General features: G+C 59.3%; 10 protein-coding genes and 2 tRNA genes. 3 read left to right on the top strand and 9 right to left on the bottom strand.

Features of this window, described 5'->3' with window-relative positions; all coding sequences use genetic code 11:
- Positions 1-30: 30 nt before the first annotated feature.
- Positions 31-3309 carry a transglutaminase family protein gene (locus tag P406_RS09870; RefSeq protein WP_046236081.1) on the bottom strand — a complete coding sequence of 1093 codons (3279 nt, stop codon included), beginning with the start codon at positions 3307-3309 and terminating at the stop codon, positions 31-33.
- A 402-nt stretch (positions 3310-3711) separates the two neighbouring features.
- Positions 3712-6021 (bottom strand): YgiQ family radical SAM protein, encoded by a 2310-nt coding sequence (locus P406_RS09865; RefSeq protein ID WP_046236080.1) that lies wholly within the window; start codon positions 6019-6021, stop codon positions 3712-3714.
- 191 nt (positions 6022-6212) lie between these two features.
- Between P406_RS09865 and P406_RS09860 the strand changes: the two genes are divergently transcribed.
- Positions 6213-9086, top strand: coding sequence for an RHS repeat-associated core domain-containing protein (locus P406_RS09860; RefSeq protein WP_046236079.1), 2874 nt, complete (start codon positions 6213-6215; stop codon positions 9084-9086).
- Positions 9087-9148: 62 nt separating this feature from the next.
- Here P406_RS09860 and dnaB read toward each other — a convergent pair whose 3' ends face one another.
- The 7 genes from dnaB to rnr form a co-directional block, all read right to left on the bottom strand.
- Positions 9149-10543, bottom strand: coding sequence for a replicative DNA helicase (gene dnaB, locus P406_RS09855; protein WP_003317209.1), 1395 nt, complete (start codon positions 10541-10543; stop codon positions 9149-9151).
- A gap of 123 nt (positions 10544-10666) precedes the next feature.
- Positions 10667-11113 carry a 50S ribosomal protein L9 gene (rplI, locus tag P406_RS09850; protein ID WP_003317208.1) on the bottom strand — a complete coding sequence of 149 codons (447 nt, stop codon included), beginning with the start codon at positions 11111-11113 and terminating at the stop codon, positions 10667-10669.
- A 19-nt stretch (positions 11114-11132) separates the two neighbouring features.
- Complete coding sequence (locus P406_RS09845; protein WP_046236078.1) at positions 11133-12029, bottom strand: YybS family protein; 897 nt, start codon at positions 12027-12029, stop codon at positions 11133-11135.
- A 39-nt stretch (positions 12030-12068) separates the two neighbouring features.
- Positions 12069-12299 (bottom strand): 30S ribosomal protein S18, encoded by a 231-nt coding sequence (gene rpsR / locus P406_RS09840; RefSeq protein ID WP_002551829.1) that lies wholly within the window; start codon positions 12297-12299, stop codon positions 12069-12071.
- A 28-nt stretch (positions 12300-12327) separates the two neighbouring features.
- The gene (rpsF, locus tag P406_RS09835) at positions 12328-12753 is read right to left on the bottom strand and encodes a 30S ribosomal protein S6 (RefSeq protein ID WP_002551828.1); all 426 of its coding nucleotides are present in this window, start codon (positions 12751-12753) and stop codon (positions 12328-12330) included.
- A gap of 214 nt (positions 12754-12967) precedes the next feature.
- Positions 12968-13729 (bottom strand): 23S rRNA (guanosine(2251)-2'-O)-methyltransferase RlmB, encoded by a 762-nt coding sequence (rlmB, locus tag P406_RS09830; RefSeq protein WP_046236077.1) that lies wholly within the window; start codon positions 13727-13729, stop codon positions 12968-12970.
- Positions 13726-16359 carry a ribonuclease R gene (gene rnr, locus P406_RS09825; protein ID WP_046236076.1) on the bottom strand — a complete coding sequence of 878 codons (2634 nt, stop codon included), beginning with the start codon at positions 16357-16359 and terminating at the stop codon, positions 13726-13728. Before rnr ends, rlmB begins: the two co-directional genes overlap by 4 nt.
- A 225-nt stretch (positions 16360-16584) precedes the next feature.
- Here rnr and P406_RS09820 point away from each other — a divergent pair.
- Both P406_RS09820 and P406_RS09815 read left to right on the top strand, forming a co-directional pair.
- Positions 16585-16671, top strand: a tRNA-Leu gene (locus P406_RS09820).
- Positions 16672-16832: 161 nt separating this feature from the next.
- A tRNA-Leu gene (locus P406_RS09815) sits at positions 16833-16919 on the top strand.
- Positions 16920-16946: the final 27 nt, after the last annotated feature.

Below are 16946 nucleotides of genomic sequence, written 5' to 3'. Positions count from 1 at the left end.
TGTGCATCTGACGCACAGAGCCACTGTTTTTTAATGCAGACGCATATCCAGCGTCATCGGCAGCTCGTCGTTAATGTTGAGCGACGGAACGTCCAGTTTGCCGGGGGTATGGCCGATGCGGAAGAAACGTGACAGGCGACGGCTTTCCGCTTCGTTGGCGTTGACCGGCAAGGTTTCGTAGTTACGGCCGCCCGGATGGGCGACATGATACTCGCAGCCGCCCAGCGAGCGATGCATCCAGGTGTCGAGCAGATCGAAAACCAGCGGCGCATGCACGCCGATGGTCGGTTGCAGGCAGTTGGCCGGCTGCCAGGCGCGATAACGCACCCCGGCAACGAACTCACCGGCCCGTCCGGTCGGCTGCAGAGGCACTGCCACACCGTTACAGGTCAGCACGTAGCGCTGCGGCGGTAGCCCGCTGACATGCACTTGCAGACGCTCCAGCGATGAATCGACGTAGCGTACCGCGCCACCAGCCGAGCCCTCTTCACCCAGCACATGCCAAGGCTCAAGCGCCTGACGCAGTTCCAGTTCGATACCGTTGACGGCGTAATCGCCCACTTTCGGAAAGCGGAATTCCAGGTGCGCAGAGAACCAGTCGGCCTGCACCGGGTAGCCTGCCGCGTTGAGGTCGGCGACCACATCGGCAAAATCCTGCTCGATGAAGTGCGGCAGCATGAAGCGGTCATGCAGTTGCGTGCCCCAGCGCGCCAGCTTCGTGGGTGCGTAGGGTTCACGCCAGAAGCGCGCCACCAGCGCGCGCAGCAGCAACTGCTGCGCCAGGCTCATGCGCGCATGCGGCGGCATCTCGAACGCACGCAGCTCCAGCAGCCCCAGACGTCCGGTCGCGCCATCGGGCGAGTAAAGCTTGTCGATGCAGAACTCGGCACGGTGGGTATTGCCGGTGACGTCGATCAGCAGGTTACGCAGCAGACGGTCAACCACCCACGGCGCAACCTCCTCACCCGGCGCCGGCATCTGCGCAAAAGCGATTTCCATCTCGTAGAGCGAGTCGTTGCGCGCCTCGTCGATGCGCGGTGCCTGAGACGTCGGGCCGATGAACAGGCCGGAAAACAGGTACGACAGCGAAGGATGGTTGTGCCAGTAGCCGATCAGGCTGCGCAGCAGGTCCGGACGCCGCAGAAATGGCGAATCCGCCGGCGTCGCGCCGCCCAGCACGAAATGGTTGCCCCCGCCGGTGCCGGTGTGACGGCCGTCGATCATGAATTTCTCAGTGGTCAGACGCGTGAGGCGCGCCTGTTCATAGAGAAACTCGGTACGCTCAACCAGCTCGTCCCAGCTCGCCGAAGGCTGCACGTTGACCTCAATCACACCAGGGTCCGGGGTGATCCGGAAATTGCACAGCCGCGGATCGCTTGGCGGCTCGTAGCCTTCCAGCAGGACCGGGCACTGCAGCTCTTCGGCGGTCGCTTCGATCACGGCCACCAGTTCAAGGTATTCCTCAAGCTTTTGCAGCGGCGGCATGAACAGGTACAGCCGCCCTTCGCGCGCTTCGGCACACAACGCCGTGCGGGTCAGCCACTCGGCCGATTCATCGATCTTCGGCGCGCGCTCGGCGTCCGTGTCTGTGGACTTGAGCGCCGAGGCCAACGAGTCGCTGTCGGCCAGTTCGGGAAAGTCCTGGTTATGGTCGGTCGGGTGAATGAACGGGTATTCCGCAGCCTTGACCCAAGGCTGCGACGCCAGCGGCAATCGATAGCCCAGCGCAGAATCCCCCGGCACCAAGCGGCAATGCTCGTCACGCAGGTACCAGCGGCCACTCTGCCAGCTGTCACCGTCCGCGTTGCGAGCCAGCGGCAGGACCTGACCGATCATCTTGTCCAGCCCCTGGGCAAAGACCTTGCGCAGACGGGCACGCTCCAGCTCATCGCCAAGTCGCGAATCTTCGGCCGTGACGTTGACCGGCAACGCACCTTCGCGCCACAAGTAGTAGAAATTGTCTTCGTAAGCCGGGAAAACGAAGCGCGCCGGCAGCTTCAGCCGCTCGGCAACACTGGCAAGAAAACGCCCCGCCAGTTCGCCGGTAGCGCCGTAGTCACGGGTTTCATCGGCGATCAGCGCGTTATTGCGCCACACCGCCTGGCCGTCCTTGCGCCAGAAGCAGTTCAGCGACCAGCGCGGCAACTGCTCACCCGGATACCATTTGCCTTGCCCGAAATGCACGATGCCCAGCGGCGCGTAATGCCCGCGCATGCGCTGGAACAGCTCGGCGGACAGCTCACGCTTGCGCGGCCCCAGCGCAGCGGTGTTCCATTCGGCGCCATCGCGGTCGTCGATGGACACGAAGGTCGGCTCGCCGCCCATGGTCAACCGCACATCATCGCGCAGCAGATCGGCGTCGATCTGTCGGCCAAGCGCCTGAATGTCCTGCCATTGCGCTTCGGTGTAAGGCTTGGTGACGCGTGGCGCCTCCCAGATGCGCTCGACCGACATTTCGTGGCTGAAATCGGTTTCGCACGGCTCGACCAGTCCACTGATCGGCGCTGCCGAGGAAGGCTCGGGGCTGCACGCCAGAGGAATGTGTCCTTCGCCAGCGAACAGACCGGAAGTGGCATCCAGCCCGACCCAGCCCGCGCCCGGCAGATAGACCTCGCACCAGGCGTGCAGGTCGGTGAAGTCGACATCCGTACCCGACGGCCCGTCGAGCGCCTCGACATCGGCCTTGAGCTGAATGAGGTAGCCCGACACGAAACGCGCCGCCATGCCCAGATGACGCAGCAGCTGCACCAGCAGCCACGCGGAGTCACGGCACGAACCCGATGCGTTTTCCAGGGTGAATTCCGGGGTCTGAACGCCCGGTTCCATGCGGATCAGGTAAGCGACGTCCTGGCTCAGGCGCTGGTTGAGGCCGACCAGAAAGTCGATGGCAGGAATCGACTCGCGGCTGATGCTGTCCAGATACGCCTGAAACCTCGGGGTCAGCGGCAGTTTTTCGAGGTACGGCGCCAGCTCGCGCTGCTCTTCGCTGGCGTAGGTGAACGAGATGTTCTCGGCGTAAGGTTCGAGGAAGAAGTCGAACGGATTGAACACCGCCATCTCGGCGACCAGATCGACTTCGACGCGGAATTCATCGGTCTTTTCCGGAAAGACCAGACGCGCGAGGTAATTGCCTTGAGGGTCCTGCTGCCAGTTGATGAAGTGGTTTTCAGGCAGGACTTTCAGCGAATACGACAGCACGCGTGTGCGGCTATGGGCGGCCGGGCGCAGGCGAACGATCTGAGGACCCAGTTCGACCGCGCGGTCGTAGCGATAATGCGTGACATGGTGCAAGGCAATATGAATCGACACGGCGTGCCTCCTGCGAGCCTGAACGGTAATTGAGCCGCGCAAGACTTATGCCATCCGGTCAAAGTCGTGCGCCAACGAGAGTGGCATTCCCCGCCTGGACAGGCGCAGCACCAAAATCGTGCCAGCCGAAGCCAACGGTGCAAGGGTCGCACAGTAATAAGGCAGACAGTGTGGCAGAGGGATCGAATGGGAGGTGAAGAATTGTGAGCGGCGTGGGCGTGTGGCGTTGATGGAGAGAGCGGCGCGGCAGGAGTGGTGTGACGCGGAGCGTCACGAACGGCATTCCCACGCTGGAGCGTGAGGAACGATGATCTCAACTATCGTGCGACGCTCCGCGTCAACATGCCGTTCTGGACGCTCTGCGTCCGCCCCTCTACGAGCAGGCGGCGCTATCGCTGAGCGTTAGCGTGGCACCACTGGCTTGCGCTTGGGCGGTTTGGTGCCTTTGCCTTTGGCTGCATCCATGCGCTCCTTGGCAGCCTGCTTGTTGCGCGCCATGGCGGCAGCCTTGGCCTCTTCGCGCTTGTCCCACGGCTTGCTGCCATCGCTTCCGCGTGGCGGCAGGCCGGTGTGCTGGGTCTGGATCAGCGTGGTCTTGGCATTTTTCGCAACCTTGTGGCTGCCCGCCGGTGTCGAGTTCTTGCGGCGCGCACTCTGGTAGCTGTCAGTAGCCGGCTGATGCAACGGGATCAGTTGATCCTTGCCCGGCCCGATCAGATCGGTACGGCCCATGCGCTCCAGCGCCTCACGCAGCATCGGCCAGCCTTTCGGGTCGTGATAGCGCAGGAAAGCCTTGTGCAGACGACGCTGCGCTTCGCTCTTCACGATGGTGACCGCATCGCTCTTGTAGGTGACCTTGCGCAACGGGTTCTTGCCCGAATGATACATGGCCGTGGCCGTAGCCATCGGCGACGGGTAGAACGCCTGCACCTGATCCGCGCGGAAACCATTGCCCTTGAGCCACAGCGCCAGGTTCATCATGTCTTCATCGGTGGTGCCAGGGTGGGCGGCGATGAAGTAAGGAATCAGGTACTGCTCCTTGCCGGCTTCCTTGGTGTACTTCTCGAACATGCGCTTGAACTTGTCATAGCTGCCAATGCCCGGCTTCATCATCTGGTTGAGCGGACCTTCCTCGGTGTGTTCCGGGGCGATCTTCAGGTAACCACCTACGTGGTGCGTGACCAGTTCCTTGACGTACTCCGGCGACTCGACCGCGAGGTCATAGCGCAGGCCGGAGGCGATCAGGATCTTTTTCACGCCCGGCAAGGCGCGCGCGCTGCGATACAGCTGAATCAGCGACGAGTGATCGGTATTCAGGTTCGGGCAGATGCCGGGGAATACGCAGGACGGCTTGCGGCAGGCCGACTCGATCTCCGGGCTTTTGCAGGCGATGCGATACATGTTCGCGGTCGGCCCGCCCAGGTCGGAAATGACCCCGGTAAAGCCCGGCACCTTGTCGCGGATCTCTTCGATTTCGCGAATGATCGACTCTTCTGAGCGGTTCTGAATGATCCGCCCTTCGTGCTCGGTAATCGAGCAGAAGGTGCAGCCACCGAAGCAGCCACGCATGATGTTCACCGAGAAGCGAATCATGTCGTAGGCAGGGATCTTTTCCTTGCCGTACGCAGGATGCGGGACGCGCGCGTAAGGCATGCCGAACACGTAGTCCATTTCTTCAGTGGTCATCGGAATGGGCGGCGGGTTGAACCAGACGTCCACCTCGCCATGCTTCTGCACCAGCGCGCGAGCGTTGCCCGGGTTGGTTTCCAGGTGCAACACGCGGTTGGCGTGGGCATACAGCACAGCGTCGTTACGGACCTTCTCCACCGATGGCAGGCGGATGACCGTCTTGTCACGGGTCATGCGCGGGCTGGCAAGAATCTGCACCACCTTGGCTTCGTTGGGGTCCTCGACGTTGCCTTTTTCCTGCTCGATGGCGCAGGCCTGCGTGTCCTGGGTGTTGACGTACGGGTTGATGATCTTGTCGACCTTGCCCGGACGGTCGATACGCGTGGAATCGACCTCATACCAGCCCTGCGGCGTGTCACGACGAATGAACGCCGTACCGCGCACGTCGGTGATGTCTTCGATCTTGTGACCATAGGACAGACGCTGGGCGACTTCGACAATCGCGCGCTCGGCGTTGCCGTACAGCAGGATGTCGGCGCAGGCGTCGATCAGGATCGAGTTGCGAACCTTGTCCTGCCAGTAGTCATAGTGCGCGATGCGGCGCAACGAAGCTTCGATGCCACCCAGCACGATCGGCACATGCTTGTAGGCTTCCTTGCAGCGCTGGCTGTAGACCAGACTTGCGCGGTCCGGACGCTTGCCGGCCATGCCGCCCGGGGTATAGGCGTCATCGGAGCGAATCTTCTTGTCCGCGGTATAGCGGTTGATCATCGAGTCCATGTTACCGGCCGCGACACCGAAAAACAGATTCGGCTCGCCAAGCTTCATGAAGTCGTCTTTGGACTGCCAGTTGGGCTGCGCGATGATCCCGACCCGAAAGCCCTGGGACTCGAGCAGACGACCGATGATCGCCATGCCGAAAGACGGGTGATCCACGTACGCATCACCGGTCACGATAATGATGTCGCAGGAATCCCAGCCAAGCAGATCCATTTCTTCCCGGCTCATGGGCAGGAAAGGTGCTGGTCCGAAACATTCGGCCCAGTACTTGGGATAGTCAAATAACGGCTTGGCTGATTGCATGTTCAGGACCTACGTTTGCACGTTGGAAAAATCGCGGGCGCGGAATATAGCACGTTTTTTGATCAAGTCCGACGGCAATGGTCGGAATAGCAAGATCATTCGCCTGGCACGCCCCACTGCTATTTATGACAGTACCGCGACTTGTCGAGTCGGAATACCCTGATTCCGCGCTCTGATGGAAATCTACGACCATGGCTGATGCCCTGCACCGACATACACCCACGCTGATAGTGACTGATAGCCGGAGGCTGCCAATCCGCAGTGTGAGTTATTACCGCGGCACACCGGGTGATAGTTCGCAGGCGCGCCCGGAACGCCAGCAGTATGATGCAGCGGCAAGACCCGTCGCCAGATGGGACGCCAGGCTATTCAGGCAATTGACCACCGAGCCACTCACTCGCCCGAACCTGAGCACGGTATTCAGCCTCACCGGCGCGCCCTTGGCGGTAAACAGTGTCGACGCAGGCTGCCAGGTTTCCCTCTATGGCGAGGCGGGTCAGTTGCTGGAACACCATGACGCACGCGGTACCCACTGGACAAACCGTTACGACGAACTGCTTCGCCCCTTGGCGATCAACGAAAAGCCCCGGGGCCAGCCCTGCCGAACATCAGAACGTTTCTCATATGCCGATAGTTCAGAGCTGGCCGCTGCCAACAATGTCTGCGGCCGCCTGATTCAGACTTACGACGGATCGGGTAGCGATTTTATCGATGCCTGTGGCGTATCAGGGCAGATTCTCCAGCAGACACGACGCTTTCTCCGGACGAACGACCTACCGAACTGGCCTGCAGACGCTCTGCATCAAGAATTGTTGCTGGAGCCCGGCCCTGGCTTCTCAAGCAAAGCACGCTTCAACGCTATGGGCGAGGTACTTGATCAAACCGATGCATCAGGCAATCGTCATACATCGGCCTATGACGTATCGGGCCAGTTGAAGGCTAACCGCCTGAAGCTGATGAACGGGAGCGATCAGGTACTGCTGCATGGATTGATGTACGACGCGCATGGCCGTATCGAGTCGCAAACAGCCGGTAACGGAGTCATCAGCCGCGTAAGCTTTGATCCTGCCGATGGTCGCATGGCTGAGCTAATCACCTACCGTCCGGGAGTCAAGCAACTGCAGCACCTGCTGTACGACTACGATCCAGTGGGGAATGTAACCAGGATTCGGGACGAGGCACAGCCTGCACGCCACTGTTCAGGCCAGCGCATTGATGCCGTCAATGAATACGAATATGACAGCCTTTACCAGTTAATCAGGGCCAGCGGTCGCGAAACCGCCCTGGCGGGGATTCGCCCTGAATTACCGGAGCTCGCCCGGCTCCCAGTGGATGAAAGTCAGCTACTCAATTACACCCAACGTTATTCCTACGACGATGCAGGCAATCTCTTAAAGCTCATTCACAAGGGTGCGCAAGCGTATACACGCCACATGATCGTCGATACCCAAAGCAACCGGGCCTTGCCCTGGAGCGAGGGTGACGCGCCACCAGACTTCGATAAACAATTCGACGCCAATGGCAATCAGCAAGCGCTGGTTGCGGGACGAGCGCTGCACTGGGACTCGGGAAACCGCCTGATCAAGGCGGATGCCGTTACTCGTTCCGAGCAACCAGACGACGGCGAACACTACGCTTACGACGCTAGCGGCCAGCGCCTGCGTAAAACAGCGAAGGCCATGACCCGGACATTCCAGCACCAATGCGACGTGCGCTATTTGCCAGGCCTGGAAATCCGTACAAACAGTGCAACCGGCGAGCGACTGGAAGTCATCACAGTGTACGCCGGACGGACTAACGTGCGCTGCCTGCACTGGCTAGAGGGCAAACCGGATGCGATAGACAACAATCAGTTCCGCTACAGCATCGGTGACCACCTGGGCTCGAGCACACTTGAGCTGGACGCCCAGGCAAAGCTGATCAGCCATGAAGGGTATTACCCGTTCGGAGGGACCGCATGGTGGGCTGCGCGCTCGGCTGTTGAAGCGTCTTATAAAGTCGTCCGCTACTCTGGCAAGGAGCGGGACAGCACGGGTCTTTATTACTACGGCGTGAGGTATTACGCGCCTTGGTTGATGCGCTGGATGAGTGCAGACGCGCTAGGCGATGTAGAGGGGCTGAACCTTTACCGAATGACCAGAAACAACCCCGTCAGCAGAGTCGACCCAGAGGGTGGCCAGAGCATTAATTTTGACGGCATGACGCTCATTTCCACAAACATTGCTATTGGGATAGTCCTTATGGGACTCGCCACATGGGTACTTCTAGCCCGCAGCTCGCGGGCACGGAAAAACGCCAAACTAAAGGCCTATAGTGATTTTCTTGACAGTGCGGCCAGTGAGTTTGGGCTTGACACCGAAGAGATTAAAGAACTTGGCGGCTTCATGAGCAGCATCAACGCGAGAACCAGGGATGTATATCTTCGGCACGACGGCATGACTGGATCGATATATGCGTATTACCTCACCAGACCAGGCCAGCAAGACTTTTTCAGAGCACAAAGCGCATCGCCTGAATTCTTAAGCCATTCAAAAAACCTCATCCGCATGGAGCTTAGGGCCGCAAAGGATCGCGATACGTCACGCCGCGAGAGCAATGTGAGTAATGTGAGCAACTTCAGCAATGTGAGCAACTTGAGCGGCCGGACATCTTTTCCTGAGACGTCAGAACCCACCGCATCTACTGCAGAAAAAGAGTTTTATCGCAGCTTTGCAGGAACAAGTACATACACGCCTGCAGCCCCCAGCCCTGATACCCCAGTAAAAAAGAACCGAGCGACAACATTCGCTAACGTTGCTATCGGCGACTTTTTTGAATCCGCCGTATTCGAGACTGCCCAAAATAAATATAGCCAGGATGATCTGAGATCAGCCGTCACCAAAGCGATCGACAGTTACAATGAGCGAGGCTCAAGGGGCGCATCAGCACACAAGATAAACGACGAAATCTCCCTGGATCTTACCGGGGTCGCCGGCGCCAAAGGTAGAGGTAAAATCCGCTTGCTACTGGCAAAAAATCAGGACACTGGGGCATGGTATCCACACCGGATCGGGGATACGCACTGATAGATGCTGCTACCGTCTCAGCAAGAGCGGTGATGAAACGGCAACAGCATCGGGCGGCAAAATCAATCGTCGTCAAAGTTGTAACTGCCCGGCGCCAGGTTCTCGAAGCGCGTGTATTTGCCGATGAACGCCAGACGCGTGGTACCGATGGGGCCGTTACGCTGCTTGCCGATGATGATCTCGGCAATGCCCTTGTGCTCGGTTTCCGGGTGGTACACCTCGTCCCGGTAGACGAACATGATGACGTCGGCGTCCTGCTCGATCGCTCCGGATTCCCGGAGGTCGGAGTTGATCGGGCGCTTGTTGGGACGCTGCTCAAGGGAGCGGTTGAGCTGCGACAGGGCAATCACCGGGCAGTTGAATTCCTTGGCCAGTGCTTTCAATGAGCGCGAGATCTCGGAAATCTCGTTGGTACGGTTGTCACCGCTGGAACCAGGGATCTGCATCAGCTGCAGGTAGTCGATCATGATCATGGCGATGTCGCCATGCTCACGCACGATCCGCCGCGTCCGCGCACGCATTTCGGAGGGGCTGATACCGGCCGTATCGTCGATGAACAGCTTGCGGTCATTGAGCAGGTTGACCGCCGATGTCAGACGCGGCCAGTCATCGTCATCAAGCTGGCCGGCCCGCACCTTGGTCTGATCAATGCGCCCCAGCGAAGACAACATACGCATGATCAGCGATTCGCCTGGCATCTCCAGCGAGTAGACCAGTACAACCTTGTCACTGCGCAGCACCGCGTTCTCGACCAGGTTCATGGCGAAGGTGGTCTTACCCATCGACGGACGTCCGGCAACGATGATCAGGTCGGAGGGTTGCAGTCCGCTGGTCTTTTCATCGAGATCGGTATACCCGGTCGACAGGCCGGTAATGGCGTTGTCGCTGTTGAACAGCGTGTCGATTCGGTCGATGGCCTTGGTCAGCAGGTCGTTGACGCTGACCGGACCGCCGGTCTTGGGGCGCGCTTCGGCGATCTGGAAGATCTGCCGTTCAGCCTCGTCAAGAATCTCTTCGGCGGTCCGGCCTTCGGGGTTGAACGCACTGTCGGCGATTTCGGTACTGATGCCGATCAATTGCCGCAGCGTGGCCCGGGCCCGGACGATCTGCGCGTAGGCCTTGATGTTGGCGACAGAAGGCGTGTTTTTCGCCAGCTCGCTGAGGTAGCCCAGGCCGCCTACTTGCGAGGTCTGCCCTTCCTTGTCCAGCTGTTCAGCCAGGGTGACCACGTCGATCGGGCTGTTCTGATCGGCCAACCGGGCGATGGCGCGGAATATCAGGCGGTGGTCATGTCGATAGAAATCACCATCGGACACTTGATCGAGCACCCGCTCCCAGGCGTTGTTGTCCAGCATCAGACCACCGAGCACGGCCTGTTCGGCCTCGATGGAATGCGGCGGCACCTTCAGGGCAGCGGTTTGCAGATCGTATTGTTCGGGGGCGGAAATATCGTTCATGGCCACTTCAATTCGAGGTTTGCAGAATGGGGATGGCACAAAGACAAAGGGCACGACCTGTAAACAGGATCGTGCCCGATGTTAATCCTCTGGCGACAATGCCACCAGACGATTACGTGTTGCTTAAGCAGCCACTACGACAACGCGTACGGTTGCTTCTACGTCGCTGTGCAGGTGCACGGCTACGTCGAATTCACCAACGTTGCGGATAGTGCCGTTCGGCAGACGAACTTCGCTTTTTGCAACTTCAACGCCAGAGGCGGTCAGTGCATCAGCGATGTCGTGGGTGCCGATCGAACCGAACAGCTTGCCTTCGTCACCAGCGGTGGCAGTGATAGTCACTTCCAGCTCAGCCAGTTGGGCAGCGCGAGTTTCGGCAGATGCTTTCTTGTCTGCAGCCAGTTTTTCCAGCTCGGCACGACGCTCTTCAAACGCAGCCACGTTGGCAGCGGTTGCAGCGGTTGCTTTGCCGTAAGGCAGCAGGTAGTTACGACCGTAGCCGGCCTTAACGTTTACTTTGTCGCCCAGGTTGCCCAGGTTGGCGACTTTTTCCAGAAGGATCAGTTGCATGTGGAAATCCTCTTAACTTTTAACCTTCACCGTTCGCAGGACCATTGCCGGAATCTTTCGAGCTCCGGCGACCGCGAAAATCAATCAGGCTGTCGACAATGGCAATTACCACGAGCAACGGATAAATCAGCTGCATGAACACCAGCAGCGTGATGTACATCCCCACCAGCCAGAACCTGGACAGACGCTTTTCAGCGACCAGTCCGTGAATCAGGGCCAGCCCCGCAAAGACCAGCGGTACGCTGCACAGCGGTGTAAGCATCGCTATCTGCGGACCGAAATTCGGCCCCACCAGCATGCACACCACCAGCACCAACGCAGGCACCAGCGGGAGTTTCACGGCGCGAAATTCACGCCCGAAACCACCAGGGTTGTACATCATCGCTTGCCAGTACCGCCCAAGAATCAGGCACAGCACACTGACGATTTGCAGCACAGCCGCTATCAGGCCATTCAGGACGGGTGCAATCAGTGCCCCCAGACGCGCTCGCTCTTCTACGTTCAACTGCTCGTAGAGCCCGGCCAGCATTGTCGGCAGATGTTTCTGCAACTCCTGCGACATTGCTTCCAGAGGTTCGCGAAAAACCGTGCCCAGAATTACTGCATACACCACACCCAACGCTACGCTGACCAGCAGCACACGGACCCAGGACTCGCTGGCACGCAAAACCATTGCCAAACTCAGTGAACCCGCCAGCACCATGGTTGTACGAGGTTCACCGAAATACCACCAGACCAAAGCCGGCAGCAGAGCCCAGGACAGGACACCAACGGCATCACTGAACCCGCGTCGCAGGAGCACAAGGCACCCTGCGGCAGCACTCAACCAGAACAACAGCGGCAATGCCGCACATCCAGCCACTACGAGAGTGGCCTGCATACGGCCGCGCATGATGAATTCAGCCAGGGCACGCATGCTTTCTATCCTTTGTTACGTTTTGTCGACTACCTGGTCTCAGCGGCCGTGGCTGTCGGTGTAGGCCAGCAGGGCCAGGAAGCGGGCACGCTTGATAGCGGTGGCCAGCTGACGCTGATAACGTGCTTTGGTACCAGTGATACGGCTTGGAACGATTTTGCCGGTCTCGGATACGTAGGCTTTCAGAGTGTTGAGATCTTTGTAATCGATCTCTTTGACGTCTTCAGCGGTGAAGCGGCAGAATTTACGACGACGGAAGAAACGTGCCATGTAATTGGCTCCTCAAAAGGTCCGTGGATTACTCGTCAGCGTTATCGCTAACGTCGCTGTTGTCGCCGTCATCGCCATCGGCGCTGTCGGAGTGCTCAGGACGGTCACGACGCTCACGGCGCTCACTGCGGTTCTCTTCAGCCTTGAGCATCTCGGACTGGCCGGTTACGGCTTCGTCGCGACGGATGACCAGGTTACGGATCACAGCATCGTTGTAACGGAAGTTGTCTTCCAGCTCGGCCAGAGCCTTGCCAGTGCACTCAACGTTCAGCATCACGTAGTGAGCCTTGTGAACATTGTTGATTGCGTAAGCCAGTTGACGACGGCCCCAATCTTCCAGACGGTGGATTTTGCCGCCGTCTTCTTCGATCAGCTTGGTGTAACGCTCTACCATGCCGCCGACTTGCTCGCTTTGATCCGGGTGGACCAAAAAGATAATTTCGTAATGACGCATGAATGCTCCTTACGGGTTGTAGCCTGCCGCTCAAATAGCGGTCAGACAAGGAGTGAATGACACTGTTGGTCTTGCTCAGGGACAGGCACATGCGCGCCTGCCGTGACAGCAAGGGGCGCAATTGTAGAGAAGGGTCGAGGGAGGCGCAAGGCAATTGGTGAATTAATGAGCAGATCGCATGGCGCGACCTGCTCACTCTGGCCAGGCGCCGAAATCAGGCCTTTTTGCCGGCAGCCTTGACACTGCGCTGGCGCAGCGCTTCAAACAGACACACGCCGGTCGCAACCGACACGTTGAGACTGCTGACACTGCCCGCCATCGGCAGGCGCACCAGATAATCACAATGCTCACGGGTCAGGCGACGCATGCCCTTGCCTTCGGCGCCCATGATAATGATGGTCGGCCCGGTCAGGTCCTGCTGATACAGCTCGACCTCGGCCTCGCCCGCAGTACCTACCACCCACAATCCGCGCTGCTGCAGTTTTTCCAGCGTACGCGCCAGGTTGGTCACCGCCACGAGCGGAATGACCTCGGCGGCACCGCAGGCGACCTTTCGCACGGCTGGCGTCAGGGTTGCGGACTTGTCCTTGGGCACGATGACCGCCAGCGCACCTGCCGCATCGGCGGTACGCAGGCAGGCGCCGAGGTTGTGCGGATCGGTCACGCCGTCCAGCACCAACAGCAGCGGCGAGCCTTCACTGCGGTCCAGCAGCTCGTCGAGCATTGCCTCGCCCCAGACCTGACTCGGGCTGACATCGGCAACCACGCCCTGATGCACACCCTCGACCCAGGCATCCATCTCGCGGCGCTCGGCCTGCCCGATGGTCACGCGACTCTCGGCGGCCAGTGCCACCAGCGTCTGGACGCGAGGGTCGTTACGACCCTCGGCCAGCCAGATGTGCTTGACGCGTTTCGGATGATGACGAAGTAACGCTTCTACGGCGTGAACGCCGTAGATTTTTTCCAGCTGACTCATGACTTGGCCTTGGGTTTACGAGCGCCACTGCTTTTCGCAGCTGGCGCGGAGCCCGTTTTTGACGAGCCTTTACGGTGTTTGCTGGCCGGCTTGCCCGATGAAGGCGCAGAGCCCGACCTGTCAGACTTTCCCGACGATGCCTTGCTACCACCCTTCGCGTCTGCCAGAAGCGCTTTTTTCAGCTCGCGGCTTTTACGCACTTCTGCGTTTTTAGCGGCGGCATCGCTCGGGCGATACGCTTCGGGACTGCTTTCCTTGGTCAAAGCGCTACGGCGTCCGGACTTGGCCGGCGCCTTGTCCTTTTCAGCCGTGGTGGTGGCAGCAGGTGCCGCGGTGTCGTTACCACGACGCTTGCGAGCCGCTGGCTTCGCAGCCGCTGCCGCTTCGGAGATCTCGAAATCGATCTTGCGCTCGTCCAGATCGACGCGCATGACCCGCACTTCAACGGTGTCGCCCAAGCGGAAGTTACGCCCGGTACGCTCGCCGGCAAGGCGGTGGTGCAGCGGATCGAAGTGGTAGTAGTCACCCGGCAAGGCGGTCACGTGGACCAGGCCTTCGACATAGATGTCGGTCAGCTCGACGAACAGACCAAAGCCGGTTACCGCGGTGATCACGCCCGGGAACGACTCGCCGACGCGATCTTTCATGTATTCGCACTTGAGCCAGTTGACCACGTCGCGCGTAGCCTCGTCGGCACGGCGCTCGCTCATCGAGCATTGTTCGCCCAACTGGTCGAGCAGCGCATCGTCGTACGGGTAAATGCGCGCCTTCGGAATCGTGGCAGCGCCGGCACGACGGACGTGCGGCGTATCCTGCTTGGAGCGAATGACACTGCGAATCGCACGATGGGTCAGCAGGTCCGGATAACGACGGATCGGCGACGTGAAGTGCGTGTACGCTTCGTAATTCAGACCGAAGTGACCGTTGTTGTCCGAGCTGTAGACCGCCTGGCTCAACGAACGCAGCATCACGGTCTGGATCAGGTGGTAGTCAGGACGGTCGCGAACGGTTTCAAGCAGCGCCTGATAATCCTTCGGTGTCGGACCTTCCTTGCCTTTGTGCAAGGTCAGACCCAGTTCGCCGAGGAACGCACGCAGTTTTTCCAGGCGCTCTGGCGGCGGACCATCGTGGACGCGGTACAACGCAGGAATTTCGTGCTTCTTCAGGAACTGCGCGGTGGCCACGTTGGCGGCCAGCATGCATTCCTCGATCAGCTTGTGGGCATCATTACGGGTGGTCGGACGGATTTCGGCAATCTTGCGCTCGGAACCGAAGATGATCCGGGTTTCCTGAGTTTCGAAATCGATCGCACCACGCACATGACGCGCGCCCAGCAATACCTTGTACATGGCATAAAGCTGTTTGAGGTGCGGCACCACATCGCCGTATTCGCCGCGCAGGCTTTTCGCCTCGGCGGTTTTCGGCTGCTCAAGGATCGTGCTGACCTTGTTGTAGGTCAGGCGAGCGTGGGAGTGGATGATGCCTTCGTAGAACACATAGTCAGTCATCTCGCCGGTCTTGGAGATGGTCATCTCGCAGACCATGGCCAGACGATCGACATGCGGGTTCAGCGAGCACAGGCCGTTGGACAATTGCTCAGGCAGCATGGGCACGACGCGCTCGGGGAAATACACCGAGTTGCCGCGCACCTGGGATTCGGCATCCAGCGCCGAGCCGATCTTCACGTAGCTCGATACGTCGGCAATCGCCACGTAGAGCTTCCAGCCGCCGGAGAACAAACGCAGCTTGCCCGGCTTGGCTTCGCAATAGACCGCATCGTCGAAGTCGCGAGCATCTTCACCGTCGATGGTCACGAACGGCAGATGGCGCAGATCGACGCGGTGTTCCTTGTCCTTCTCTTCGACTTCCGGCTTGAGCTTGGCAGCCTCTTTGAGCACTGCCTCGGGCCATACATGCGGGATATCGTAGGTACGCAGCGCGACATCGATCTCCATGCCGGGCGCCATGTAGTTGCCCACCACTTCGATCACGTCGCCTTGCGGCTGGAAGCGCGGCGTCGGCCAATGGGTGATTTTCACCTCGACGAACTGGCCGATCTTGGCGCCGTTGTTGCGACCCGGCGTCACCAGCACTTCCTGCTGAATTTTCGGGTTATCAGGCACCACGAAGCCGATGCCGCTTTCTTCGAAATAGCGACCCACGATGCTTTCGTGAGCACGCGAGATCACTTCGACGATCACGCCTTCGCGACGGCCGCGACGGTCAAGACCGGAAACACGCGCCAGTGCCCGGTCACCGTCGAACACCAGGCGCATTTGCGCCGGGCTCATGAACAGGTCGTCGGAGCCGTCGTCCGGCACCAGAAAGCCGAAGCCATCGCGATGCCCGGAGATGCGACCCAGGATCAGGTCAAGCTTGTCTACCGGTGCATAAGTGCCGCGACGGGTGTAGATCAACTGGGCATCACGCTCCATCGCCCGAAGGCGGCGGCGCAGAGCCTCGAATTGATCTTCGGTGGTCAGGCCGAACTCTTCGACCAGTTGCTCGCGACTGGCCGGCGAACCTCGCTCGGCAAGGTGCTGCAAGATCAGCTCGCGGCTGGGAATAGGGTTTTCGTATTTTTCCGCTTCACGAGCGGCCTCGGGATCGAGGGACTGCCAATCGGCCATTAGATAGTTTTCACCTTGTATATATAGGGGTTAGTTTGGCATAGACCTCATGAAACGGGAAATTTCACGCTCAATCCACTGGACAAAAAGCCTCCTGGACCCCGCTGAAACACCCGAAACACGCCGTCCGCGATTTTTTTCGGTTTTTTTGCACTGCCGGGCTTTACAGCCTAAAAGACGCTCCGTATAGTGCGCGCCATCGACAGGTTGATGCCTGTCGATACTGCCCAGATGGTGAAATTGGTAGACACGCCAGCTTCAGGTGCTGGTGACCGCAAGGTCGTGGAAGTTCGAGTCTTCTTCTGGGCACCAATTCAGGCAACAGACTACAACAGTCTCAAGCCTCACAAAAACCCGCGAAAGCGGGTTTTTGCATTTTCAGGGTTTCGATTATTAAATCAAAACAGGGGTTTACAGAGTAAAACGATCGCCGTATAGTGCGCCCCATCAACGGCGTATACGCTGCTGATGCTGCCCAGATGGTGAAATTGGTAGACACGCCAGCTTCAGGTGCTGGTGACCGCAAGGTCGTGGAAGTTCGAGTCTTCTTCTGGGCACCAATTCAAAAAAACCGAGCCAATGGCTCG

The organism is Pseudomonas syringae pv. coryli str. NCPPB 4273 (genome assembly GCF_000972175.1).
Taxonomy (GTDB): domain Bacteria; phylum Pseudomonadota; class Gammaproteobacteria; order Pseudomonadales; family Pseudomonadaceae; genus Aquipseudomonas; species Aquipseudomonas syringae.
Note: the sequence above shows the minus strand (reverse complement) of the source record. Positions and strands in the feature narration are given on the sequence as shown.

Bases quoted from the DNA above. Each gene is read 5' to 3' on its own strand.
- dnaB (WP_003317209.1), bottom strand. From the start codon at position 10,543: ATGAACGATATTTCCGCCCCCGAACAATACGATCTGCAAACCGCTGCC.
- rlmB (WP_046236077.1), bottom strand. From the start codon at position 13,729: ATGAGTCAGCTGGAAAAAATCTACGGCGTTCACGCCGTAGAAGCGTTA.
- P406_RS09845 (WP_046236078.1), bottom strand. From the start codon at position 12,029: ATGCGTGCCCTGGCTGAATTCATCATGCGCGGCCGTATGCAGGCCACT.
- P406_RS09865 (WP_046236080.1), bottom strand. From the start codon at position 6,021: ATGCAATCAGCCAAGCCGTTATTTGACTATCCCAAGTACTGGGCCGAA.
- rpsF (WP_002551828.1), bottom strand. From the start codon at position 12,753: ATGCGTCATTACGAAATTATCTTTTTGGTCCACCCGGATCAAAGCGAG.
- rnr (WP_046236076.1), bottom strand. From the start codon at position 16,359: ATGGCCGATTGGCAGTCCCTCGATCCCGAGGCCGCTCGTGAAGCGGAA.
- rplI (WP_003317208.1), bottom strand. From the start codon at position 11,113: ATGCAACTGATCCTTCTGGAAAAAGTCGCCAACCTGGGCAACCTGGGC.
- P406_RS09860 (WP_046236079.1), top strand. From the start codon at position 6,213: ATGGCTGATGCCCTGCACCGACATACACCCACGCTGATAGTGACTGAT.
- rpsR (WP_002551829.1), bottom strand. From the start codon at position 12,299: ATGGCACGTTTCTTCCGTCGTCGTAAATTCTGCCGCTTCACCGCTGAA.